The organism is Nonomuraea solani (genome assembly GCF_900108335.1).
Lineage (GTDB): Bacteria > Actinomycetota > Actinomycetes > Streptosporangiales > Streptosporangiaceae > Nonomuraea > Nonomuraea solani.
In genome coordinates, this window is record NZ_FNVT01000029.1 from 1 (window position 1) to 21051 (window position 21051).

The 21051-nt window shown below is 69.4% G+C and carries 22 protein-coding genes and 2 pseudogenes; 18 read left to right on the forward strand and 6 right to left on the reverse strand.

Features of this window, described 5'->3' with window-relative positions; translation table 11 throughout:
- Nucleotides 1-77: 77 nt before the first annotated feature.
- Nucleotides 78-602, forward strand: coding sequence for a hypothetical protein (locus C4V41_RS53055; protein WP_103963703.1), 525 nt, complete (start codon nt 78-80; stop codon nt 600-602).
- A gap of 415 nt (nt 603-1017) precedes the next feature.
- Here C4V41_RS53055 and C4V41_RS62485 read toward each other — a convergent pair whose 3' ends face one another.
- On the reverse strand, nt 1018-1182 hold the full coding sequence (locus tag C4V41_RS62485; protein ID WP_160150707.1) for a hypothetical protein: 165 nt from the start codon (nt 1180-1182) through the stop codon (nt 1018-1020).
- 99 nt (nt 1183-1281) lie between these two features.
- On the opposite strand from C4V41_RS62485, the gene C4V41_RS53060 reads away from it, so the two are divergent.
- The 7 genes and pseudogenes from C4V41_RS53060 to gap all read left to right on the forward strand — a co-directional run bounded on the left by C4V41_RS53060 (nt 1282) and on the right by gap (nt 8147).
- On the forward strand, nt 1282-2055 hold the full coding sequence (locus C4V41_RS53060; protein ID WP_103963704.1) for a DUF6544 family protein: 774 nt from the start codon (nt 1282-1284) through the stop codon (nt 2053-2055).
- 285 nt (nt 2056-2340) lie between these two features.
- On the forward strand, nt 2341-3207 hold the full coding sequence (locus C4V41_RS53065; RefSeq protein WP_146104159.1) for a hypothetical protein: 867 nt from the start codon (nt 2341-2343) through the stop codon (nt 3205-3207).
- A 2-nt stretch (nt 3208-3209) separates the two neighbouring features.
- Nucleotides 3210-3356: pseudogene (locus C4V41_RS53070) on the forward strand (universal stress protein); the annotation flags it as partial.
- Complete coding sequence (locus C4V41_RS53075; RefSeq protein WP_103963706.1) at nt 3353-3823, forward strand: CBS domain-containing protein; 471 nt, start codon at nt 3353-3355, stop codon at nt 3821-3823. The pseudogene C4V41_RS53070 and the gene C4V41_RS53075, both read left to right, overlap by 4 nt.
- Nucleotides 3824-3833: 10 nt before the next feature.
- On the forward strand, nt 3834-4352 hold the full coding sequence (locus C4V41_RS53080; RefSeq protein ID WP_103963707.1) for a flavodoxin family protein: 519 nt from the start codon (nt 3834-3836) through the stop codon (nt 4350-4352).
- Between the two features lie 77 nt (nt 4353-4429).
- Entirely contained in the window at nt 4430-6856 is a 2427-nt protein-coding gene (locus C4V41_RS53085; protein ID WP_103963708.1) for a cation-translocating P-type ATPase, read from the forward strand.
- Nucleotides 6857-7151: 295 nt separating this feature from the next.
- The gene (gene gap, locus C4V41_RS53090; protein WP_103963709.1) at nt 7152-8147 is read left to right on the forward strand and encodes a type I glyceraldehyde-3-phosphate dehydrogenase; all 996 of its coding nucleotides are present in this window, start codon (nt 7152-7154) and stop codon (nt 8145-8147) included.
- Nucleotides 8148-8325: 178 nt separating this feature from the next.
- Here the strand turns inward: gap and C4V41_RS53095 are convergent, their stop codons facing one another.
- Together C4V41_RS53095 and C4V41_RS53105 are read right to left on the reverse strand one after the other, a co-directional pair.
- Nucleotides 8326-8982, reverse strand: coding sequence for a helix-turn-helix domain-containing protein (locus C4V41_RS53095; RefSeq protein ID WP_103963710.1), 657 nt, complete (start codon nt 8980-8982; stop codon nt 8326-8328).
- Nucleotides 8983-9275: 293 nt separating this feature from the next.
- Nucleotides 9276-10022, reverse strand: coding sequence for an HAD family hydrolase (locus C4V41_RS53105; protein WP_103963712.1), 747 nt, complete (start codon nt 10020-10022; stop codon nt 9276-9278).
- 124 nt (nt 10023-10146) lie between these two features.
- On the opposite strand from C4V41_RS53105, the gene C4V41_RS53110 reads away from it, so the two are divergent.
- The 3 genes from C4V41_RS53110 (at nt 10147) to C4V41_RS53120 (ending at nt 12089) form a co-directional block, all read left to right on the forward strand.
- The gene (locus C4V41_RS53110) at nt 10147-10989 is read left to right on the forward strand and encodes a universal stress protein (RefSeq protein ID WP_103963793.1); all 843 of its coding nucleotides are present in this window, start codon (nt 10147-10149) and stop codon (nt 10987-10989) included.
- Between the two features lie 95 nt (nt 10990-11084).
- The gene (locus tag C4V41_RS53115; protein ID WP_103963794.1) at nt 11085-11741 is read left to right on the forward strand and encodes a CBS domain-containing protein; all 657 of its coding nucleotides are present in this window, start codon (nt 11085-11087) and stop codon (nt 11739-11741) included.
- 21 nt (nt 11742-11762) lie between these two features.
- A complete protein-coding gene (locus C4V41_RS53120) occupies nt 11763-12089 on the forward strand; it encodes an acylphosphatase (RefSeq protein WP_103963713.1) in 327 nt (108 codons plus the stop codon).
- Nucleotides 12090-12096: 7 nt separating this feature from the next.
- Here C4V41_RS53120 and C4V41_RS53125 read toward each other — a convergent pair whose 3' ends face one another.
- The gene (locus C4V41_RS53125; RefSeq protein ID WP_103963714.1) at nt 12097-12738 is read right to left on the reverse strand and encodes a response regulator transcription factor; all 642 of its coding nucleotides are present in this window, start codon (nt 12736-12738) and stop codon (nt 12097-12099) included.
- Between the two features lie 146 nt (nt 12739-12884).
- On the opposite strand from C4V41_RS53125, the gene C4V41_RS53130 reads away from it, so the two are divergent.
- The 4 genes and pseudogenes from C4V41_RS53130 to C4V41_RS53145 all read left to right on the forward strand — a co-directional run bounded on the left by C4V41_RS53130 (nt 12885) and on the right by C4V41_RS53145 (nt 17512).
- Nucleotides 12885-13715 carry a universal stress protein gene (locus C4V41_RS53130; RefSeq protein WP_235030943.1) on the forward strand — a complete coding sequence of 277 codons (831 nt, stop codon included), beginning with the start codon at nt 12885-12887 and terminating at the stop codon, nt 13713-13715.
- Between the two features lie 462 nt (nt 13716-14177).
- Nucleotides 14178-14971, forward strand: a pseudogene (gene ppk2 / locus C4V41_RS53135) (polyphosphate kinase 2).
- A 319-nt stretch (nt 14972-15290) separates the two neighbouring features.
- On the forward strand, nt 15291-15650 hold the full coding sequence (locus tag C4V41_RS53140; protein WP_268808908.1) for an effector-associated constant component EACC1: 360 nt from the start codon (nt 15291-15293) through the stop codon (nt 15648-15650).
- Nucleotides 15651-15652: 2 nt separating this feature from the next.
- Nucleotides 15653-17512: a caspase, EACC1-associated type gene (locus tag C4V41_RS53145; RefSeq protein ID WP_103963717.1), complete on the forward strand. Its 1860-nt coding sequence runs from the start codon at nt 15653-15655 to the stop codon at nt 17510-17512.
- Nucleotides 17513-17528: 16 nt separating this feature from the next.
- On the opposite strand, the gene C4V41_RS53150 is transcribed toward C4V41_RS53145, so the two are convergent.
- Complete coding sequence (locus tag C4V41_RS53150) at nt 17529-17804, reverse strand: hypothetical protein (RefSeq protein WP_103963718.1); 276 nt, start codon at nt 17802-17804, stop codon at nt 17529-17531.
- 55 nt (nt 17805-17859) lie between these two features.
- Here C4V41_RS53150 and C4V41_RS53155 point away from each other — a divergent pair, with 55 nt between their 5' ends.
- Entirely contained in the window at nt 17860-18120 is a 261-nt protein-coding gene (locus C4V41_RS53155) for a hypothetical protein (RefSeq protein ID WP_103963719.1), read from the forward strand.
- Nucleotides 18121-18736: 616 nt separating this feature from the next.
- Complete coding sequence (locus C4V41_RS53160; protein ID WP_103963795.1) at nt 18737-19714, forward strand: Acg family FMN-binding oxidoreductase; 978 nt, start codon at nt 18737-18739, stop codon at nt 19712-19714.
- Nucleotides 19715-19750: 36 nt separating this feature from the next.
- On the opposite strand, the gene C4V41_RS53165 is transcribed toward C4V41_RS53160, so the two are convergent.
- Nucleotides 19751-20170: a pyridoxamine 5'-phosphate oxidase family protein gene (locus tag C4V41_RS53165; protein WP_103963720.1), complete on the reverse strand. Its 420-nt coding sequence runs from the start codon at nt 20168-20170 to the stop codon at nt 19751-19753.
- Between the two features lie 343 nt (nt 20171-20513).
- Here C4V41_RS53165 and mihF point away from each other — a divergent pair, with 343 nt between their 5' ends.
- On the forward strand, nt 20514-20885 hold the full coding sequence (gene mihF, locus C4V41_RS53170; RefSeq protein ID WP_103963796.1) for an integration host factor, actinobacterial type: 372 nt from the start codon (nt 20514-20516) through the stop codon (nt 20883-20885).
- Nucleotides 20886-21051: the final 166 nt, after the last annotated feature.

Here is a 21051-nt window from a genome sequence, read left to right on the forward strand (position 1 = left end):
CTGAGCGCGGGCCGTCCCAAGCGGTGTGATGGGGGTGCGACAAGGACTGTCACGAAGAGCTGAAAGGGAGGCTCGCCATGGCCACCACCATCCACAAGCCGACGGCGGCAGGTACGATCGCCGCTGCTCACCGTCCTGTCGATTATGTCTGGGCGGTCGCCCGGATCTCGATCGGCTGGGTGTTTCTGTGGGCGTTTCTGGACAAGACGTTCGGCTGGGGTTTCGCCACTCCGGCCAACCGGGCCTGGATCGAGGGCGGTAGCCCGACGACCGGGTTCCTGAAGGGGAGCGGCGAGAACGCGCTGGGCGGCTTCTTCTCGGGCCTGGCCGGGCATGCGTGGGTGGACTGGTTGTTCATGGCCGGTCTGCTGGGCATCGGCCTGGCGCTGACCCTGGCGGCCGGCCTGCGGATCGCCGCGTTCACCGGCGGCCTGTTGCTGGTCCTGATGTGGGCGGCCGAGCTGCCCCTGGCCAACAACCCGTTCATGGACGACCACATCATCTACGCCATCGTCCTGGCCGGCCTGGCCCTCGCCGGAGCGGGGACCACGCTCGGACTCGGCAACCTGCCGATCATCCAGCGCACCCCCTGGCTGAAGTAGCGCGAACGACCAGACGCCCACCCCCGCCCGCCGGGGTGGGCGTCTGGTCGGGTCCCCTTCCGGCCACAGAAATGGTGTCCGCCATGTATCTGCCCTTGTGGAGAGCCGTGGATCGGCTCCAGACGTTTCTGGTGAACCCGGTCGTCGCCTGGCTGCTCCGTACGCCATTGCATGACCTGCTGCCGGAGAGGTTCACGCTGCTCGCCCTCACCGGCCGACGAAGTGGGGCCGCCATACGGCTCCCGGTGCGATACGAGCAACTTGGGGGCACCTTCACCGTGCTCAGCAGGCCATCACGGCGGTGGTGGCGCAATCTCGATGACGGTGCGGCGGTTCGGCTCGCGCTGAGAGGAATGGCCCGGCACGGTAACGCCATCGTCACCCGGAAACCCCGCGAACCGACGCAGGGAGCAGGTCACTCGAACCCACCGACGAGATCGTCGTCACCATCCATCTCGAGGCGCAGGAGCCCGTACTCGAGAAGGACCGCGCCGGCTGGCTGATCGTCGCGATCGGCGTTCTCGGCGGGCTGGCCATGGCGGCGACGGTGGCGGCACTCACCGGAGCCGCGATCGCGCACATCCTCGCTCCCGCTCACCGAGTGCCGGTGCTGCGGCCGGCACCCGAGAGGAAGGCAGACGGTGAACAGACCTGAGAGACGTGTGTGGGGAGGACGGTCATGACCGTCGTCGTCGCGCCGCCGTATCTCACTGAGCAGGCACGCCAGGACTGGGAGCTGCTGCAGCGCCAGACCCGGCAGGCAGCCGCGTTCGACCCCGGGCAGGCCGACCTGCTGCCCGAGCCGGCGCGGCGCTGGATCCTCCACGCCATCGCGCCGGGCGCGGCACTTTCTCGGGCGGTCGTGCTGACCATGCGCGGCACGATCAAGCTCGGCAAGTGGCGGCGGTTCTACGCCAATCAGGCCCTGCTGCCGCTGGAAGGCTACGTCTGGTCGGCGAGCGCCTGGCTGGGCCCGGCACCGGTGAGAGGCTTCGACCGGTACCGCGCGGGAGCCGGGGAAATGCGCTGGCGGCTGTTCAACACCGTTCCCGTGATGTCAGGCAGCGGGCCGGACATCACGAGAAGTGCTGCCGGCAGGCTCGCCTGCGAGTTCGTACTGGCGCCCGCTGCCGCGCTCGACCCGCGCGTACGGTGGAAGGCGCTCGATGAGCAGCACGCGGTCGCCACCGTCCCGATCGACGGCGAGGACCATGACGTGACGCTGGCCATCGCGCCGGATGGCCGGCTGGAGCGGGTCACCATGAGCCGGTGGGGCATTCCCGACGGCACTATCTATCGTGAGCATCTGTTCGGCATCGAGTGTGCGGACGAAGGCACGTTCGACGGGTTCACCGTTCCCGCACGTGTCCGGGGCGGCTGGTGGCCGGGGACCGACAGGTGGCCGCAGGGGGAGTTCATTCGCTTTGCCCTCGACGACGTACTGTTCCGCTGACCGGTGATCAGCAGGGAAGGTCCCATCCGGACGGCGTCCGCAGGGCAAAGCTCAGCCGAGCCTTGGTGACGTTCGCTTCGATCATGTGGATCTTGGCGGCGTGCACGTCCTGGAGCAGGCGGGAGAGGTCGTGTTCGGAGGCGTGATCGCGATACCACTGCCGTGCCCAGGACCACCCATGGGACTTCCGGCGGCACCCTTCGGGGCGAACGCCTCTGGGCGGGCGTCGGAGCGGGCGGCAGTGTGGCGATGAGGGCTCGAAGCTCTCCCATGGGGGGTTTCACGATGGATGAGACGATCGTTTCCCGCAGTTGGCCACCGGCATCGGATCCGCCGCGTACCCGGCCAGGGCTTCGGTTCCGGGCGGCCTGGTGGCTGAGCGGGCTCGTGGTGGTCCTCACTGTTGCCGCCGCGGCGGCCGGTCTGTGGAGCGACGGCCTGTATTCCGGCCCGGCGGCGCTGGTCGCCAGGTTCCGCGGCAACGACCTGGCGACACTGGTCGCCGGCATGCCGATCCTGCTTGTGGCGCTCGCCGGATCGGTGAAGGGATCCACCCGCGCCGACCTGGTCTGGGTGGGCATGCTCGCGTACTCGATCTACAACTACGCCTACTATGTCTACGACCCCGCCTTTAACGACCTGTTCCTGCTGCACGTTGCCATCGTCGCCTTGTCGGCGACGTCGCTCGGCCTGGCACTCACGGAGTTGTGCGTCGCCGTCCGGGCGCGGAAGGCCATGCGCTGGGTCGGCGGCCTGCTGCTTCTGCTGGCCGCCGCGATGGTCGGCATGTACAGCGTCTCGCTCATCCGCCAGGCCGCCACAGGCGAGCTGCCGGGTGACGTTCTGCCGCTGCCGTCGGCGCAGGTCCACCTCGGCATGGCCCTCGACCTGACCATGGTGGCGCCGCCTATGGCGCTGGCGGGTTTGCTGTTGCTGCGCTCCGCCTGGGGATACGCGTTGGGCATCGCGACCTGCGTCTACATCGGGGTGTACCAGCTCAACTTCCTGGCGGCGCGGTACTTCGTAGCGGAGGCGGGCGTCCCCGGAGTGGCGCACGCCGATCCGCTGGACCTGATGATCCCGGTCCTGCTGCTGGCTGCCTTGCTCGCTCTCGCCGTCCACCCCCGCCGACCGCGCCAGCGACTCCGGTGAACGCCCGGACGGCCGATCTGGTCGTGGTGGGCTCTCGAGGGCGCGGCGGTCTGGCCTCCGCGGTGCTCGGCTCGGTCAGCCATGGGGTGCTGCACCACGTGACCTGCCCGGTCGCGGTAGTAAGGCCACGCATTGAGGAGACGTCATGAACATTGAGTCGCTGACCGCCGCGCAGGTGATGAGCCGCGTCCTGGTGGTCGTCAAACCGGACGAGTCGCCCCTGATGGCTTGGGAGCTGATGCGCCGCGCCGGTGTGCACCACCTGCCGGTCGTGGACGGCGGACACGTGCTGGGCATCCTGACCCGCGAGCAGCTCGCAGCGTCCTGGTCGGGCGGGCCCGAGCAGCAGTCGGGCCGCCAGGTCCGTGCCCTGCTCGACCGCGGTCAGCGACCACGCGTTCGACCGGACACGCCGCTGGCAAGGGTCACGGCGGTGATGCTCGACGCCGGCTGTGATGCCGTACCGGTGCTCTCCGGTGGCGGGCTGGCCGGGATGGTCACGGCTCGGGACGTGCTGGCGGCCGTGGCCGGACGCTGCAGGTCCGCCGAAGAGCCCGGCGAAGTGGTCGCCGGGATGTTCCACCTCGAACCCGTTCTGCCCCACGAGAACCGATAGGAGGCGCGTGATGGACGCGCTGGTCGTGTACGAGTCCATGTTCGGCAACACCAAGCAGGTCGCCGAGGCGGTCGCCGAAGGGCTGGCCACCCGGCTGCGAACTGAGGTGGTCGAAGTTGGGGCCGCGCCCGCAAGGGTGGGGCCGGAAGTCGGGCTGCTTGTGGTGGGCGGGCCGACGCATGCCTTCTCCATGAGCCGGGCCTCCACCCGCAAGTCCGCCGCCCAGCAGTCCACGCAGCCGCTGGTCTCCCAGGGGAACGGAGTGCGTGAGTGGCTGGCCGTTCTAGGCACGGCCTCGGCCGCGCTCGCCTCAGCCGCCTTCGACACCCGTGTCGCCAAGCCGCGCATGCCGGGCTCCGCCGCACGCGGCATCGCCAAGCGGCTGCGCCGCCTCGGTGTCAAGGCCGCGGCCCCGGCGCAGAGCTTCTACGTCACCGGGACGGAAGGACCGCTGGTGGCGGGTGAACTGGAGCGGGCCCGGCAGTGGGGCGAGAGCCTGGCAGCGTCGTCCCCCGTCGCGACCGCATGAAGGATGGGCCGAAGGTCCTCTCGAGTGAGGGCCTTCGGCTCACGCGCGCTCGGTACGGCGGATGATCTATTGAAGCCATGGACGCTCCCCCGCATGCCCTGACCGGGCTCGCCGCCGACGAGGCCACCCGGCTGCTGGCCGAGCACGGGCGCAACGAACTGCCCGAAGCGAAACCACCCTCCCTGCCGTCCCGGGTGGCGCGCCAGCTCGCCGACCCCCTGTCGATCCTCCTGCTGATCGCCGGCCTGGTCACTCTCGCCGTTCTGCGGGAGGTGCCCGAAGGGGCGGCCATCCTGGCCATTCTGCTGGTCAACGTGGCCATCGGGGTGACCCAGGAGGTCAAGGCCGAGCAGGCGGTCCGCGCCTTGCGGACGCTGACCGCGCCGATGGCCAAGATTCGCCGCAACGGCACAGTGCTCCGGATCCCGGCAGTCGAGGTGGTGCCCGGAGACGTGATCGAGGTCGCGGCGGGCGATCGGGTGCCCGCCGACGCGCGATTGGTCGAGGCGGCCTCGCTGGCGGCCAACGAGTCGATGCTGACGGGGGAATCGCGCTCGGCGACCAAGCGCACCAATGGGCGTACCGACGGACCGCTGGGCGACCGCGATGGCGAGCTGTTCTCCGGGACCATGGTCGTGCGCGGTTCCGGCGTTGCGGTGATCACCGCCACTGGGCCTCGCACCCAGATAGGTGCCATCGCCTCCGCGCTGCAGGGGCACGTGAAGGGACCGCTGGAAGTGGAGCTGGCCCGGGTGTCCAAACGCATCGGCGTCCTGGCGGTGGTGGCGGGCGTGGTCATGGTGGTGCTCGGCTTCACCCGGGGTGGGATCGAGCCGTTCGAACTGGTACTGGCCGGGGTCGCACTCGCCATCGCCGCCGTCCCGGAGAGCATGGCGGCGGCCGTCACCACCGCGCTCGCGCTGGGCTCACAGCGCATGGCCAAGCTCGGCGTGATCGTACGGCGGCTGTCGGCGATCCAGGCGCTCGGCGCCACCACCGTGATCGCCTCCGACAAGACCGGCACGCTCACCACCGGCCGCCTGGCCGTGGCCGACCACGTCACCGTGCCCGGCACGGACCTGTGGCGGGCCGCCACACGCTGCAACGACGCCCGTGACGGGCTCGGCGACGCGGTGGACGTCGCGCTCCAGACCGCCGCGGCAGGCCATAGCGTACGAGCGGACGAGCCGCGGCTGGCCACCAGGCCCTTCGACGCCGACACCCGGTCGATGGCCGTCGTCACCGCAGGACCCGTGCTCACAGTGAAGGGCGCCCCAGAAGTGGTGCTGGCCCGATGCGCTCCAAGCGAGGAGGCCGACCGGCTGCTCGCCACCGTACCCGAGCTGGCCGGACGCGGGCTGCGCGTGCTGGCGCTGGCCGAGGGCGACACCGCCGACCTGGACGCGGCCGGGCTGCGCCCGGTCGGCCTGGTCGGCCTGAGCGACGAGATCCGCCCGTCAGCGCGGCAGGCGGTGGCCGACTCCCGGGCGGGCGGCATCCGGGTGATCATGGTGACCGGTGACCACGCCGACACCGCGCGTGCCGTCGCCAAACAGGTCGGCATCGACCCGGATCCGCTAGTGACCGGGGCGGGACTGGACGGGGAGGACCGCCCGGCCCGGCTGCGTGAGGCGGGAGTGCTGGCGCGCGTCGACCCGGCGACCAAGCTGGACCTGGTACGAGCCCTGCGTGAGGGTGGCGAGGTCGTCGCGATGACCGGCGACGGCGTCAACGACGCCCCCGCCCTGCGCCATGCCGACGTGGGCGTGGCGATGGCGGGGGAGGAGGGCACCGACGTCGCCCGTGAGGCCGCCGCCGTGGTCGTCACCAACGGCGAGCTGGGCACCATCGTGACCGGCGTACGCGAGGGTCGCCGCCTGCATCGCAACGTCGCCTCGATGATCGGTTACCTGCTGACGGGGAACATAGCCGAGATCTTCCTGGTGCTCGTCGGCCTGTTCCTCTGGCCCGACCTGGTCATTCCGCTGCTGCCGGTGCAACTGCTCTGGATCAACCTGGTGCTCGACGGCATCCCCGCCATCGCGCTGGGCGTGGACCGGGCGCCCGGCGACCCGCTGGCCACCCGGCCGGGACGGGATGGCCTGCTGTCCCGGCGGGTGCTGGCCCGCATCGGCGTGCGCTCGCTGATCGTCGGCCTGCTGGTCGTCGCGGCCGTGGAGGCCGCCCGCCGGCTCGGCTGGGACGACACCATGGTCAGAACACAGGCCGTGCTCACCCTCGTCTTCGCCCGCCTCACCCTCGCCTACGTGGCCCGTGCCCGCCGCTGGACGTTCGAGCACGGCTGGTGGCACGGCCGCGCGGTCCTGCTCGCCGTCGCCGGGACCGCCGCGTTGCAGGCGCTGGTCACGCTGGTGCCGCCGCTGGGCGCCCTGCTCGCTCTCGCCCCGCTGCCGCCGCTCGGCTGGGCCATGGCCGTGGGAGCTGCCGTCCTCACTCCGCCTCTATGCGACCTCGTCCGACGGTGGAGCCGGACGTCCCGATAGGCCGAGGACCTTCGGTCCTACCTCCTGGCCTGTTGGCAGGGGATCATGGAAACAGACACCCGCCGAGGTGCGAGAGATATCCCCATCCCCGCGGCGGCCCCGGCCTGGAGCCGGACCAGTGGCAGTGACCGGCAGTCACCATGGCGAGCCTGGCCGGCCAGGCAGGCGCCGTCCATCCCCACCCGGCGAGGTGTCTTCGAGCATCCGGTTTCGGCGCTGGCAAGGGGCCGAAGGTCCATCGCACGCGGGACCGTAGCCTCTGACCCGTGAGCCCCGGGCGCCGGACGATGGAAGCATGAGAATCGGAATCAACGGATTCGGCAGGATCGGCAGGGCCGTCGTGCGCCGCGCACTGCGCACCGACCTGGACAGCGGCCTTGACGTGGTCGCCGTCAACGACATCGCCGACGCGGCCGCGCTGGCCCACCTGCTCAAGTACGACTCCACGTACGGGCCGCTGGGCCTGCCCGTCACCGCCGCCCCCGGCTTGCTCGAGGTTAACGGCCGCAGGATCGCCGTGCTCGGCTGCACCGACCCCGCGCAGATCGACTGGCGCGCCCACGACGTCGAACTCGTCATCGACGCTACCGGCCGCTTCCGCACCAGGGACGCTCTGGCGTGCCACCTGAAGGCCGGCGCCCGCAAAGTCCTGCTGTCGGCCCCCGGCAAGGGCCTGGACGTCACCATCGTGCCCGGCGTCAACGACGCCGCCTACGACCCGGCCCGGCACGAGATCGTCTCGCTCGCCTCCTGCACCACCAACTGCGTGACCCCGATGGTCAAGGTCCTGCACGAGCGCTTCGGCCTAATACGTGGCTTCATGACCACCATCCACGCCTACACCGGCGACCAGATGCTGCTCGACGCTCCGCACAAGGACCCGCGCCGGGCCCGCTCGGCCGCCGTCAACATCGTGCCCACCATTACCGGCGCCGCCCGCATGGTCGGCCAGGTCCTGCCCGAGCTGAACGGACGCCTGGACGGCATCGCCATCCGGGTGCCGGTCGAAGACGGCTCCATCACCGACCTGTCCGCCCAGCTCAGCCGTCCCGTCACAGCGCAGGAGGTCAACGACGCCTTCGCTGAGGCCGCCGAGAACGAACTGCACGGCATCCTGCGCCACAGCACCGACCCGCTCGTCTCCCGCGACATCATCGGCGACGCCTCCTCGTGTGTCTTTGACTCCGCCCTGACCCAGGCGAACGGTGACCTGGTCAAGGTGTTCGGCTGGTACGACAACGAGTGGGGCTACGCCAACCGGCTAGTGGAAATGGCCCGGCGGATGGTCTGAACTCGCTATGGCCGTAAAACTCGCGCAGCCCGTGCCCCTTTCGTCTGCCGCACCCCGGGGGACGGGGGATCTGGCTGACGCGCCGGCTGGCCGTCGAGGTCGTCTTCACCACCGGCCCCGACGGCCACCGTGCGGCTGGGCATGCGGCCACCCTGCCTGACGCGCAGAGCTCGGCCCTCTACAGACCGTGGACGCGGCGGCCGGTGACCTGTTGCGGGACGATGCGAATGTACAGGTGGCGCTCGCCGCCCGCCCACGGTGTGACACTGGCGTCGGACACCTTGGCCACCTCGTCCTCCGGCACGTGGTGCGCGGCTCCCTGAATGAGGACGCTCCAGCCGGCTCGCTGGACCTCGTCGATGCGGTCCACCTGGAAACCGATCTTGATGTCCACCCCTTCGAGGCCGGTCCGCAGGTCCTGGTCCATGGGGCCACCGCGGGCGGTGCGGAAGACGATGGCTCCGTCGTGGAGCTTGTAGTTGACGGGCAGCACCGTCGGCCCGTGCGAGCCGTTGAACGCGATCCGGCCGATGCCGCCCGGCGTGATCAGGCGCAGGCACTCCGCAGGGTCCAGAACCTCCAGGACCGGCTCGTCCATCGCTGGCCCTGGACCCGGGGGACGGTCGCGGCCCCCGCCCAGCAGGTCCTCCACGGTGGTTTCGAGCGCTTTGGCCAGCCGGGTCACCGTGCCCCTGTCGGGGGTGCCCAGATGGGTCTCCAGGTACTGGATGTATCCGGCCGACATGTTGGCGCGCCCGGCGGCCTGCTCGAGCGTGAGGCCGAGCCGGTCGCGGTGGTGGTGGATGCGACGTGCGAAGTCGCCGTTGCCGGTCATGGGCGTGTCCTCCAATGGAATCGTGGTACCGGAGCCGTGTGGCGGGGTGACGCCGCCGACACGGATGTGTTCGTGGTCGGCCTCGATGGTGAGCCGGATCCCGCGGAAGTGGATCGGCCCCGACAGCGCCCCGAGCCGCTCGGGCAGGAGACGGATTTGGGATCGAGGTGGAGGCCAGGGGCGCGGGCCAGGCCATCGGGCGTGGCGATGCGGCCGTTGCCAAGTGTGCACAATGCCTCGCGCAACCCCTCCGACGCGGGGTCGTAGCCCTCGTAGGCGAGCGTCCAAGGGGTTCATACCAGCCCTACGGGGACACGTCCGACCACGTCCAGGTCGTCCAGGTCCGGCACGACGACGTCCGCTCCCGTGCGGCGCAGCTCCGCCGTCTGCGACCCGCTCCGGTCCACCCCGATCACGAGGCCGAACGCGCCCCTGCGCCTGGCCTCCACACCGGGCAGCGCGTCCTCCACGACCGCCGCCTCGGCCTCGGCCACCCCCAGACGCCGCGCGGCCTCGAGGAACAGCGCCGGGTCTGGCTTGCCGGGCAGGCCGAGCCGGGCCGAGTCATTGCCGTCGACCACCACGTCGAACAAGTGGGTCAGGCCCGCGGAGGTGACGACCAGGAGGCAATGCCTGCTGGCCGACACCACCGCGGTACGGCAGCCGCGCCGCCGCAGCTCGTGCAGCAGGGCGACGGTCGAGGGAAACGCGGCCACGCCGTCATGGGTGACCTGGCGGACGAACAATGCGTCCTTGGCCAGGCCCAGCCCGTGTACGGTCGGCGCGCCCGGCGCGTCGCCGGAGGCTCCCTCGGGCAGCGTGATGCCGCGGGGGGCCAGGAACGTGCGGATCCCGTCGAGCCGTGGGCGGCCGTCCACATGACGCAGGTAGTCGTCGCGGACGTCAAACGGGGTGGAGCGGCCGCGCAGGAAGTCGTCGAACACGTGTTTCCACGCGGCGTGCACGCGGGCCGTGTCGGTGACGACACCGTCGGTGTCGAAGATCACGGCCCGGAGCCTGGTCAGAGCAAGAGCGGCCATGGCGTGACGGTACCCATCCAGCCCCGGCCACAGACAGGGCCCTTGGTCCTTTGCGCCGGCGACCTCTGACCCTGCCGCGGACGGGAAGCCGTGCATTTGATGGGAGGTGACGAAGGAGGAGATCATGATCATCGTAGGAGTGGACGGATCCGTGGCGTCGCGGGCCGCGGTGGAGTGGGCGGCCGGAGACGCCGTCCGCAGAGGTGTGCCGCTGCGAATCGTGCACGCGACCGACACCTCGTGGTACCTGGTCGGCAGGCGCCCGGAGGCCGTCCTGCCGGACACACTGCTGCGCGAGGGACGGCGGGTGCTCCGCGAGGCGGAGGCCCTCGGCCGCGAGCGTCAGCCGTCCGTCGAGGTCACCACACTCCAGGTGGAGGGCACACCTGCCGGGGTGCTGCGCGAGCAGGCCAAGGACGCGCTCGAGCTGGTGGTCGGCAGCCGCGGACTTGGCGGGTTCGCCGGGGCATTGCTGGGTTCGGTGAGTATCCACGTGGCCGGGTACGTGCGCTGCCCCGTCGTGGTGGTACGGGGCGAGCATCGATCGGCGCACGGTGAGGTCGTGGTGGGGGTGGACGACTCGCTCGAATGCGAGCCCGCCCTGGCCTACGCCTTCGAGCAGGCGAAGCTGCGCGGTGCCCCGCTCAGGGTCGTGCACGCCTGGCAGCTACCAGTGCACGCCTTCGCTCCGGAGGCCACGTACGACATGGACGAGGTCCGCACGGCTCAGCACCAGGTCGTCCGCGACCGGGTGAAGACCCTCAACCATGACTACCCGCAGGTAACGGTCGTCGAGGACGTTCAGTGCGCGCATCCGGTGGACGCGCTCATCACGGCGGCCGAACAGGCCGACCTGCTGGTCGTGGGCTCGCACGGGCGCGGCGCCCTTAGGTCGGCGCTGCTCGGCTCGGTCAGCCGGGGCGTGCTGCATCACGCCCGCTGCCCGGTGGCCGTGGTCCGCGCCTGAAACGAGGGACCTTCGGCCTGGTGGCCGGGGACGTTCGCCACTGACCGCGCGGGCCGTCGTACGCGAGCGTGGGACGTGGAAGAGAGGTGGACATCATGTCGATCGAAGTCAGGGACGTCATGGGACGTGTGGCCATTGCCGTGCTGGCGGAGGCGTCGTTCGCCGACATCGTGGCCGCGATGAAGCGGTACGCGGTCGGCGCGGTCACCGTGATCAACGCCGAACGGCGGCCCATAGGCGTGGTCTCCGAGGACGACCTGCTGCTGAAGGAGATCGACCCGGTACGGCACAGCGTGTCGCTATTCGAATCCCGCCGGCAACGGCGTGAACACGAGAAGGCGGCAGGTGTCACGGCAGCTCAGCTGATGACCATCCCGGCGATCACCGTCACGCCGGGCACCAGCGTGCGTGACGCGGCCCGGCTGATGCACGAGCGGCGGGTCAAGCAGCTGCCCGTGATCGACGCGGTCACCGGGCGGATCATCGGCACCCTGCACCAGCGGGACGCGCTGCGCGTCTTCACCCGCCCCGTCGCGGAACTGGAGGCCGACATCCGGGCCGTACTCCCGGAATCCGGCCGGTTCTCCCTTGAGATCGACGCGGGCGTGGTGCGGATCAGCGGCCGGGCGCGGTGGAGATCGCAGGCCATCGCCCTCACCGAGGCGGTCCGCAACGTCGAAGGCGTCGTGGACGTCGTGTGCGAGGTGGTCACCGACAACGACGACCTCATCGTCGTCCCTCCACTGATGTAGGGGCGCCGTCGTGGACGCGGCATGGCGGATCGAGGTGCACGGACGGTCCAGTACGTCGGCTTCCGCCCGTTCGTGCACTGGCTGGCGACGGCCATCGGGATCGGGGGACAGGTCAGGAACGCCGGCGGGCACGTGGTCATTTCCGCGATTGGGCCGCCGGAACAACAGGTCTCCGGCTTCGAGATCGTGGAGGGCCTGTCGGGCGGGGTGTTCCAGAACCGGTTGCCGGCCACTGATGTGCCGCCCCGGCTGTCGGCTGCGGGCTTCGAGCCGTACACCGGTGAGCGGGTCCGGTCAACGACGCCGGCATCAGCTACGGCTAGGCGGCCGTGGCGGCGGCGCGGCTGACCGTCTGTCATTCCTTCCTGTCGGCCCGCAACCGGGCCGACAGGGCCGCCGCCTGCGTACGGCGCTGCATATCGAGCTTGGACAGCAGGTTGGAGACGTAGTTCTTGACCGTCTTTTCGGCCAGGAACATGCGCTCACCGATCTGCCGGTTGGTCAGCCCCTCACCGATCAGGTCGAGGATGTGGCGCTCCTGCTCGGTCAGCGCCGCGAGCGGGTCCCTCCTGGCCGCCTGATCGCGCAAACGCTGCAACATGGCGGCGGTCGTCTGCGGGTCGAGCAGCGACTGTCCGGAGGCGACCGTACGCACGGCGCCGACCAGATCGGAGCCATGGATCTGTTTGAGCACGTAACCGGCGGCTCCGGCCATCACCGCGTCGAACAGCGCGTCGTCGTCGGCATACGAGGTCAGCATCAGGCACGCCAGCCCCGGCACCCGGGAGCGCACCTCCCGGCACACGTCCACGCCGCTGCCGTCGGGCAGCCGCACGTCGAGCACCGCCACGTCCGGCCTGAGCGCCGGGATGCGCGCGACCGCCGACTCGGCCGTCCCCGCCTCGCCGATCACCTCGATGTCGTCCTCGGAATCCAGCAACGCCGCCACGCCGCGGCGGACGACCTCGTGGTCGTCGAGGAGGAACACACGAATCATGTTCGTGACGCTACCGAAGCGGCGGCATGACCGAAAGGACGAAGGTCCCGAAGTCGCGCTGACGAAGGTCCTCCGGCGTGGGGCCGTACGGCGCTGGGCGGGCGGCGATCTTCCGAGTGTCCTGGAAGGGACTCGGAGGAGGAAGCATGATTCTCGTTGGTGTGGACGGCTCCAGGGCCGGACTCGAAGCCGTCGGCTGGGCGGCGCGGGAGGCGGTCCTGCGCGAGGCGCCGCTGACCGTCGCGCACGTCATCCCCCGATGGGTGTACGAGACGAAGACCGAGCGCTATGCCGAGGTGGCCGCGTGGATGAGAGAGGGCGGCAGAACCGTGCTGGCGGCGGCGGAGGAACGGGCCCGTCGGGACCATTCCGAGATCGGTTTGCGGACCACGTTGCTGCCCGGAGATCCACGTGCGGCGCTGATCGGCGCGGCGCAAGGCGCCGAGCTGCTGGTCGTTGGAAGCCACGGGCTCGGTGGGGTACGCGGGATGCTGGTCGGGTCGGTCGCCTATGGGGTGACCGGGCACGCTCCGTGCGATGTCGTGGTGGTGCGCGAGCACCTCTCGCCGCAGCGAGGTGAGATCGTCGCCGGAGCCGACGGCTCATCCGCGTCGTCCGGGGTACTGGAGTTCGCTTTCGCGGAGGCACGGATGCGGGGCATTCGGCTCCGCGTTGTCCACGCCCAGGCATACCTGTGGCCTCATGGGTTTGATCCCGCCGATCACGGCGAAGGGTACGACGATCTGCTGACGGCGCGGCGGAAGCTCGCGGCGCGGTATCCGGACGTCTCCGTGGTCGAGGACGTCGTCCACGGTCATCCCGCCGAGGTGCTCCGCCAAGCCTCCTACGGCGCCGACCTGCTGGTCGTGGGCTCCCACGGGCACGGCACCTTCGCCGGGATGGTCCTGGGCTCGGTCAGCCACGCGCTGCTGCACCACGCGCCCTGTCCGCTGGCCGTGGTCAGGAGGACAGGGTGAACGCTGTGACAGGATTGCAGGATCCGGCGTGGATGCAAGCCGACTCGGCTACACGCTCCTGCGTAGCGACCGCATCAGTGATGTGGCAGCAGTTCGGACCTCCAGTCGTCAGGTGAGGCTACGGTGCACGATCCTGCTTCCAGGCTGCCGCCGAGCGGCTGGCGCCACCTCTCGCCGACCCGTGTCCATACGGCCCAGGGAGGGGCGTCGCGGGCCGAGTCCCCGGCCGGGCCAGGATCGTTCACAGCCCCGCCATCGGTGACAGCCCCGCAACGGCGGCGTAGGCCATGACCTGGACACGGGATGGGCTGCCACGGTCATCCGGCGAGCAGGTCGTCCCGAAGCCAGTCACGCCGCTGACCGGCCAGCGCGCCAGGCCCGGCAGGAATCGGATCAAGCCCGAGGATGACACACCATAGGCCCAGGAGCCAGAGCCGCATGGTGGCGGAGTGGAGGTGTGACATGAGCGCTGGCAGGCTGCGGCGCAAGCCGTACGAGAAGCGGCTGTTCCGGTTGCAGGCCGAGCTGGTGAAGTTGCAGGAGTGGGTGAAGGCCGAGGGCCGCCGGATGGTCGTGGTCTTCGAAGGGCGGGACGCGGCTGGCAAGGGAAGCACGATCAAGCGGGTGGCCGAATACCTCAACCCGCAGATGGCCAGGATCGTCGCTTTGCCCGCGCCCACTGAGCGGGAACGTACGCAGTGGTACTTCCAGCGTTACATCGAGTATCTGCCCGCGGCCGGGGAGATCGTGCTGTTCGACCGGAGCTGGTACAACCGGGCCGGGTGGAGCGGGTGATGGGGTTCTGCACGCAGGAGGAGTACACAAGATTCCTGCACCAGTGCCCGATCTTCGAGCGGCTGCTGGTGGAGGACGGGGTTCTGCTGCGCAAGTACTGGTTCTCGGTCAGCGACGACGAGCAGGAGCGGCGCTTTCGTGCCCGGCTTGAGGATCCGATGCGGCGGTGGAAGCTATCGGAGATGGACCTGGAGTCGATCACCCGGTGGGAGGAGTACTCCCGCGCCAAAGACGAGATGATGGTGCACACCCACGTTCCCGAGGCGCCGTGGTACGAGGTCGAGAGCCATGATACGCGGCGGGCCAGGATCAACATGACCTCCCATCTGCTGTCCACGGTTCCGTACCGAGAGGTGCAGCGCCCGCCGCTGGAGATCCCGCCGCGGCCCGCTCCGACGGGTTACCGGCGCCCGCCAAGGGTGGAGACACCGGTGGCGGATGTGACGAACGGTCTTTCTTAACGGATCTTGTAGATGGGCGCGCCGCCGTCCAGCGCCGATGGTCCTTGGCCCAGAAAGACTTCGTCCTCTGTGGATGCACTGCATGCGGAACGAAGTGGCGTTGTACGCCGTCGCGGGCGGCCGGGCTCACGATGGCGGCAACGCGCCGATCACAGGATGGCGTGAATCCAGGCCAACCGGTTCCTCCGAATTTCGGCCCGAAATGATGGCCTATTGTTCCGGGCCGGTTATTCGGTCACGAATGCCGATGGTTAAGAGAGTGCCGCGCGTTACGCGCTCGCTGTGGTAGCTTCGCCTACCTCAACGCGAAGGGACCGTTGTGGATATATCCCTCACCGTAGACAGTGGTGACGACGTCGGTGATCTAGAGTCATTGGTTGATTGGTTGTCCGGAGAAAGCGCGCTGGTGGGCCGGGTGCGTCTATCCGCTGCCGCTCCGGCGCCCGGCGAAATGGGCGGGCTGGCTGAGACAGCCCTGGTCGCCGTCTCTTCCGGTGGCGCGCTCACCGCCCTGGCCGCCTCGCTCAAGGCGTGGCTTGCCCAGCCGCACAGGTCCGACGTACGCGTCCGGATCCGCACCGAGGGCGGCACGTCGATCGACGTGGACGCCAAGCACGTGGACGCCAAGCGTTTGGAGCGACTGCTGCGCGAGACGCTGTCCGCGCTGTACAAGGAGTGAACGTGCAGGTGGCCGACCCGGAGCGGTCGCGCGTCATCCTGATCGGAAGCAGTCGCTACACCGACGCCGAGCTTCCCGATCTGCCCGCTGTGAGCGCGACCGTCCGCGATTTGCGGGAGTTCTTCACCGACCCGCGCGCAGGTGTGGGCGTGGTGCCCGACCGGCACTGCGTCACACTCCTCAACGCACCCAGCCTGGAAAAGGCCGGTGACCAGATCTTCGCCGCCAGCCGTGCCGCCGAAAGTCTCCTGCTCGTTTATTACGTCGGCCACGGAGTGATCAGCGGCCGGAAACACGACCTTTATCTTTCGCTTCCCGGTACGCGCCCCGGTGCCCCGGAATTCTCCGCCCTGGAGTATGGGAAACTACGCGACGCGGTGCTGCACAGCCCTGCCCGTGTGAAAATCATCGTCTTGGACTGCTGCTTCTCAGGCCGCGTTCTCTCGCAGTCCATGGCTCCGGTGCGGCGCAGCCTGCTGGCCGAGCTGGATATAGAAGGCACTTATGTATTGACCTCGGCCGGGCAGAGCGAGAACGCGCTGATCGTTGCTGGGGAGAAGCACACGGCGTTCAGCGGGCGCCTGCTCCGGCTGCTGTGGGAAGGCGTCGAGGACGGCGGCGAGTTCCTCACCGTCGAGGACCTCTACCGGGCGTTGCGCTCCCGCATGCGGGCGGCCGGGCTGTCCACTCCGGAACGACGGCTGACGCAGGACGCGCAACTCATGGGCCTCACCCTCAACCGGGCCGTCCCGGGGAGCGGCCATCGTGCGCCCTCTCCGCCGGCCTTGGCGACGGGGCCACCGCGCCGCCGTGCCGTGCGACTGAGCGTCATTCCCGTTCTCGCCGTCGCGGCTCTCGCCGCTTGGAATCTGCGCCCGGACCCGTCCCCGCACCGGCAGTCCCCGCCGAGCGTCTCGCAAGCGGCACCGACCCTCACAACCGCCACGAAGACCCCGGCACAGACTCCCACAAAGACCTCGACCCCTACCGAGACGCCGGCCCCCAGGAACGTCGCTACCATCGTCGGCTCCTTCGACGCCGCGTCTTTCAGCCCCGACGGACGAACCCTTGCCATCAGCGGCACGGACCGCAGGATGCTCCTGCGTGACATGACCACCGGCCGCAAGACATCGATCACGCTCGCCGGCACGCCGCGAAGGGTCCGTCCCGCCGTGTTCAGCCCCGACAGCAAGACCGTCGCCGTACGGGGCGAGGAGGATCAGACCGTGCGCCTATGGAGTGTGCCGGGCCATCGCTGGCTCCCGCTCAGCGCGAGGCACGCCATCGGCACGTGGGCCGTCGCCTTCACTCCCGACGGCAGGACGCTGGCCACCGGCGGCAACGACAGAAACGTCTTCCTGTGGGATGTGACCGGTCAGCGCAAGATCGCCACTCTGCGCACCGACAATGGCTGGATCTGGTCGCTGGCCATCAGCCCGGACGGCAAGCTGCTCGCCGCCGGCAGCGCCGACCACTGGGTCTACCTCTGGGACCTGGACACGCACCGCACCGTCGGCAAACTCCCCGGCACGCCGGACGGCGTCTGGGGTGTGGCGTTCAGCCCCGACGGCAAGCTACTGGCGATCGCCGACGGCAAATCGAAGATCAGCCTGTGGAACGCGCGCAGCAGAAACCTTGTGGCGACGCTGCACGACGGCCACAAGAAGATCAACAGCCTGGCCTTCAGCCCTGACGGGCGGTATCTCGCCAGTTGCGGTGAGCCGGACACGTCCTACGTCTTCGACGTCGCCGCCCGCCGCAAGGTCGCTCAGTATGCGGGCAGCGTGGTCTTCAGCCGGGACCGGGATACCTTCGCCACCGTCCGGGCGTACGGCGACGTCAAGATCTGGCGGACGCGGTGACAACTATCGCCCGTCATCACAAGCGCCCGTTCATCGTCTGGACGAGATGGAAGTCGGCGCCGAGGGCGTCGGGGCGCGGCTCGTCCGCCCGCGGCTCGTTGGGCAACGGGCCGGGCGGTTGATCGGCCTCCGGCGTCCACAGGCTCAGGTCCTGCCGTACATAGACCGACGACAGGTTGGGACGGCGGGCTCCGAACAACTGGTACGGCAGCTCCTCATCCGCCTCAACCTGCGCTTGCAGCAGGCCGATGAGCTGATCGTCCAGCGGTGGCACGTGATCCCAGGTCGACACAAGCTGAGGGGGTTCTCACCGATCCGATTCACGAGAGTCCTACCTGGAGGTAGTGATGATGTTCGACCCGCTGTTCCTGATCCCGATCGCCATTGCGTTGGCCGGCGCCGGCTGCTCAGCGCGCCGGAGCATCCGAAGCGGCGAGATCCGTGCCGGGCGGACACTAACCGCCGTGGCCGTCCTGCTGATCTCTCTCCGGGGTACCACCCCGGCCCAGCGGGTGAATATCCTCAGGTGTCTTCCTGAACTCCTCACTGCCCTCGGCACAACACCCGGCAATCCGCGGGAAGCATGCCGCCGTCGCGAGAACCTGTAGATCGCTCGCTCCTCGGCGGACGCGTCGCCCAGCGTCCGCCCTTGGGGAAGTAAGCATTCATCAGCGCTGTGACGTTGTGTGATGTCTGCTGGTCAGTCGGTCAGAGCGACCGGGGGCATCCAGAGATGGCTGGTGAAGGCGCGGCGGATCGCGTCCAGGACGTTCAGACAGTGCTTGCGATCGCAGATCGAGCCTCTGGGGCGAACGGCTCTCCGGCGCGGTGGCCGCCGGGAGTGTTGCCGGTGTGCTTGCCGTACACGACGTTGGAGGTGATGGTGGGTACGGCCTGGTGCGCTCGGTGTCGCGGTACGGGCGGGGCTGGCGGATCGGCCATAAAAGAGTTGAGGACTCCGCGCCGCCGCTCCTCGGGAAACAGCGCCGATACCTGGCTCCGTACCAGCCAGGTACGTCGGGTAAGGCCGTGTCAACAAAGTCCTTGTCGCCCTTGCATGGCGTGTGGCTGGCCTGGACGAACATACGGCATCAGCAGCAAAGACCAAGGTCCTTGAGTCGATTGCAGAGGGCGGACGTCCCTGGAGGTCGGGACCTTCGGCCCTGACCAGGCCGGCCTCCCGCGTAGTGAGCTGAGCTTGGACGACTCGTGGAGGTGCTGGTCATGGCTACCCGTTCGGCAAAACGTGTGCTCGACGCTGCGGTGGAGGCCGCGCGCTGGGCTCCGTCCGTGCACAATACGCAGCCTTGGATGTTCTCGGTGGCCGAGGATGAGATCAGCCTGCGGGCCGACACGGACCGCAAGTTGCGTGTCGGCGACGCCTCGGGGCGGGAACTGCTGATCAGCTGCGGTGCCGCCCTGTTCACCCTGCGCACGGTCATGCGCTGCGAGGGCTTTGAGCCCATCGTGCGCATCCTGCCGGACCCGGACCGGCCGTCGTTGCTCGCGACGCTGCGGCCGGGCGCCGACATCCAGGCCGACGAGCTCACCGTTGCTCTGGGCGGTGAGATCGAACGCCGCCGTACGCATCGGGCGGGCTTCGCCGACGTGCCGGTGCCGGACGAGCTCATCGAGAGGCTGGTCAGAGCGGCGTCGAGCGAGGGGGCTCACCTGACCCCCGTTCGCTCTGCGGACGCGGTCGACGTGATCGCCGCTCTCACCCGGGCGGCTCAGGGCGTACAGGCGCAGGACCGGCGCTTCAGCCTGGAAGTGATCCGCTGGGCGCGGCCGCCCGGCAGCAACCGCAAGGACGGGGTGCCCGCCGAGGGCTATCCCCGCCAGGCACCGCGTACCGAGCCGCACTTCGCGCAGCGTGACTACGCCTGGCGGCATGACTGGGGAAGCCAGGCGGATCAGCGGGGCTCGGTGGCGACCGGGGTCGTGGCGGTGCTCACCACGCCGGGCGACAGCCGCCAGGAGTGGATCGACGCCGGTCAGGCGCTGCAACACGTCTTGCTGCACGCCTCTGCGTACGGCGTCAGCGCCGCCTTCCACACTCAGGTGCTGGAGATGGAGCCGCTGCGGGAGTTCCTGCGACGGGAGGTGTGCTCGGGCGAGTACCCGCAGATGATCATGCGGCTGGGCGTCACCTTCGACGACAAGACCTCGGTACGCCGCCCCCTGTCCGAGGTCCTGGAGTAAGGCTGGAGTTGGCGCGGGGAGCCGGAAGAACAGTGCTCAGACAGGGCGGCCTTCGATGATCCGGCGGCCCGACAGCTGTTCGGCGTCGACCACGATGTAGTGATCCCGGCTTCCCGGCGCCCAGGGGAACAGCGGGAGCGTGGCCAGCCGGTTGATCTCGGCGGGATCGGTCACCGCGCGCGCGTGCCCGACGGCCGTGACCGACCAGCCGGTGCGCATCTCGGGGTCGAACTCGTCGGCCTCGAAGGCCACCACGGTACGCCGGGTGGCCGCGGCCAGCTTGGACCCGATGGAGGTACGGATGACGATGCCGTCGCCGTCGAGACAGAAGTTGACGGGTTGGACGGCGGGCAGGGCGCGATCGGTGAACACGATCCGCCCGATGGGAGTGGCGGCCAGCAGGCACAGGCACTCTTCGCGAGAAAGGACTTGAAGTCCGGACGAATCGAGCTGCATGCCGTTCACGATGGCCGACCGTCGCTGTCCCCTGTTAGAGGCGAAAGTCCCGACATTGGCGGCGGTTGCCCATGGCCGGACGGTGGGGGCGGCGGGATGCGAGTGATGGCCGAGGAGGGCGCCGGGGGTGGCCTGCGAGACTGGCAAGAGTCGCTGATCAGGTAGTCGGTGTTCTCTTCGGGGTGGTTTCTGTTGTTACTTTCTGTGGTCGCCGGGGGCGTACTTGCTCCAGGGCGAACCGGGCTTGCTGCCACATTTGTTGACAGTGCTCCACGATGGAGGCCGACGCCCCGCTGAGCCCGACGATGTCGAGAGGGGGCAATCGATGTTGGAGGGCCGGTCGATGGCGGGATATGTGTTGACCGCTGAGCAGGGGGCGATGGCCTTGCTCAAGGCCGCGCAGGCGCGGACGGCGCGCAGCGAGCTGCTGGCCAAGGTCCGGGCCGGGACGGTCACCGTGGCGGAGGTGTTCGCCATGGCGCAGGACGATGATCTCGTCAAGCGGACGAAGGTCTCTCAGGTGCTGCGGGCGGTGCCTGGTTGGGGCTCGGCGAGGGTCGCCGCGGTGATGGCGACGTGCGGGGTCGAGGTGAAGCGGCGTGTTGGTGGCCTGGGGGAAACGCAGCGCGAGCGACTGCTCGCCGCTTGCGCGCTGATAAAGGAGACTTCGATCGTTATCTGGGTTCTTAGTCTATTCTCGCAGTTCAGAGCATGATGACCTTTGTCTGGCACGTAAGGCATGTAGCGTGGGCCGGGGAAGCCCGCCCCAGGACGTCGTGGTGATCACCGGCATCCCCAGGCGGCAGGGAAGTCGGCCGCCCTAGCGGCGAACGCCGGGCAGTCGCGTCCCCCGAGACACTGGATCTGCTGAGGGCGAAAGG

Coding starts and splice junctions, on each gene's coding strand:
- C4V41_RS53125 (WP_103963714.1), bottom strand. CDS start 12,738: ATGATTCGTGTGTTCCTCCTCGACGACCACGAGGTCGTCCGCCGCGGC.
- C4V41_RS53110 (WP_103963793.1), top strand. CDS start 10,147: ATGATCATCGTAGGAGTGGACGGATCCGTGGCGTCGCGGGCCGCGGTG.
- C4V41_RS53060 (WP_103963704.1), top strand. CDS start 1,282: ATGACCGTCGTCGTCGCGCCGCCGTATCTCACTGAGCAGGCACGCCAG.
- C4V41_RS53160 (WP_103963795.1), top strand. CDS start 18,737: ATGGCTACCCGTTCGGCAAAACGTGTGCTCGACGCTGCGGTGGAGGCC.
- C4V41_RS53065 (WP_146104159.1), top strand. CDS start 2,341: ATGGATGAGACGATCGTTTCCCGCAGTTGGCCACCGGCATCGGATCCG.
- gap (WP_103963709.1), top strand. CDS start 7,152: ATGAGAATCGGAATCAACGGATTCGGCAGGATCGGCAGGGCCGTCGTG.
- C4V41_RS53055 (WP_103963703.1), top strand. CDS start 78: ATGGCCACCACCATCCACAAGCCGACGGCGGCAGGTACGATCGCCGCT.
- C4V41_RS53155 (WP_103963719.1), top strand. CDS start 17,860: ATGATGTTCGACCCGCTGTTCCTGATCCCGATCGCCATTGCGTTGGCC.
- C4V41_RS53075 (WP_103963706.1), top strand. CDS start 3,353: ATGAACATTGAGTCGCTGACCGCCGCGCAGGTGATGAGCCGCGTCCTG.
- C4V41_RS53130 (WP_235030943.1), top strand. CDS start 12,885: ATGATTCTCGTTGGTGTGGACGGCTCCAGGGCCGGACTCGAAGCCGTC.
- C4V41_RS53080 (WP_103963707.1), top strand. CDS start 3,834: ATGGACGCGCTGGTCGTGTACGAGTCCATGTTCGGCAACACCAAGCAG.
- C4V41_RS53095 (WP_103963710.1), bottom strand. CDS start 8,982: ATGACCGGCAACGGCGACTTCGCACGTCGCATCCACCACCACCGCGAC.
- C4V41_RS53120 (WP_103963713.1), top strand. CDS start 11,763: ATGGCGGATCGAGGTGCACGGACGGTCCAGTACGTCGGCTTCCGCCCG.
- mihF (WP_103963796.1), top strand. CDS start 20,514: ATGGCGGGATATGTGTTGACCGCTGAGCAGGGGGCGATGGCCTTGCTC.
- C4V41_RS53105 (WP_103963712.1), bottom strand. CDS start 10,022: ATGGCCGCTCTTGCTCTGACCAGGCTCCGGGCCGTGATCTTCGACACC.
- C4V41_RS53115 (WP_103963794.1), top strand. CDS start 11,085: ATGTCGATCGAAGTCAGGGACGTCATGGGACGTGTGGCCATTGCCGTG.
- C4V41_RS53165 (WP_103963720.1), bottom strand. CDS start 20,170: ATGCAGCTCGATTCGTCCGGACTTCAAGTCCTTTCTCGCGAAGAGTGC.
- C4V41_RS53085 (WP_103963708.1), top strand. CDS start 4,430: ATGGACGCTCCCCCGCATGCCCTGACCGGGCTCGCCGCCGACGAGGCC.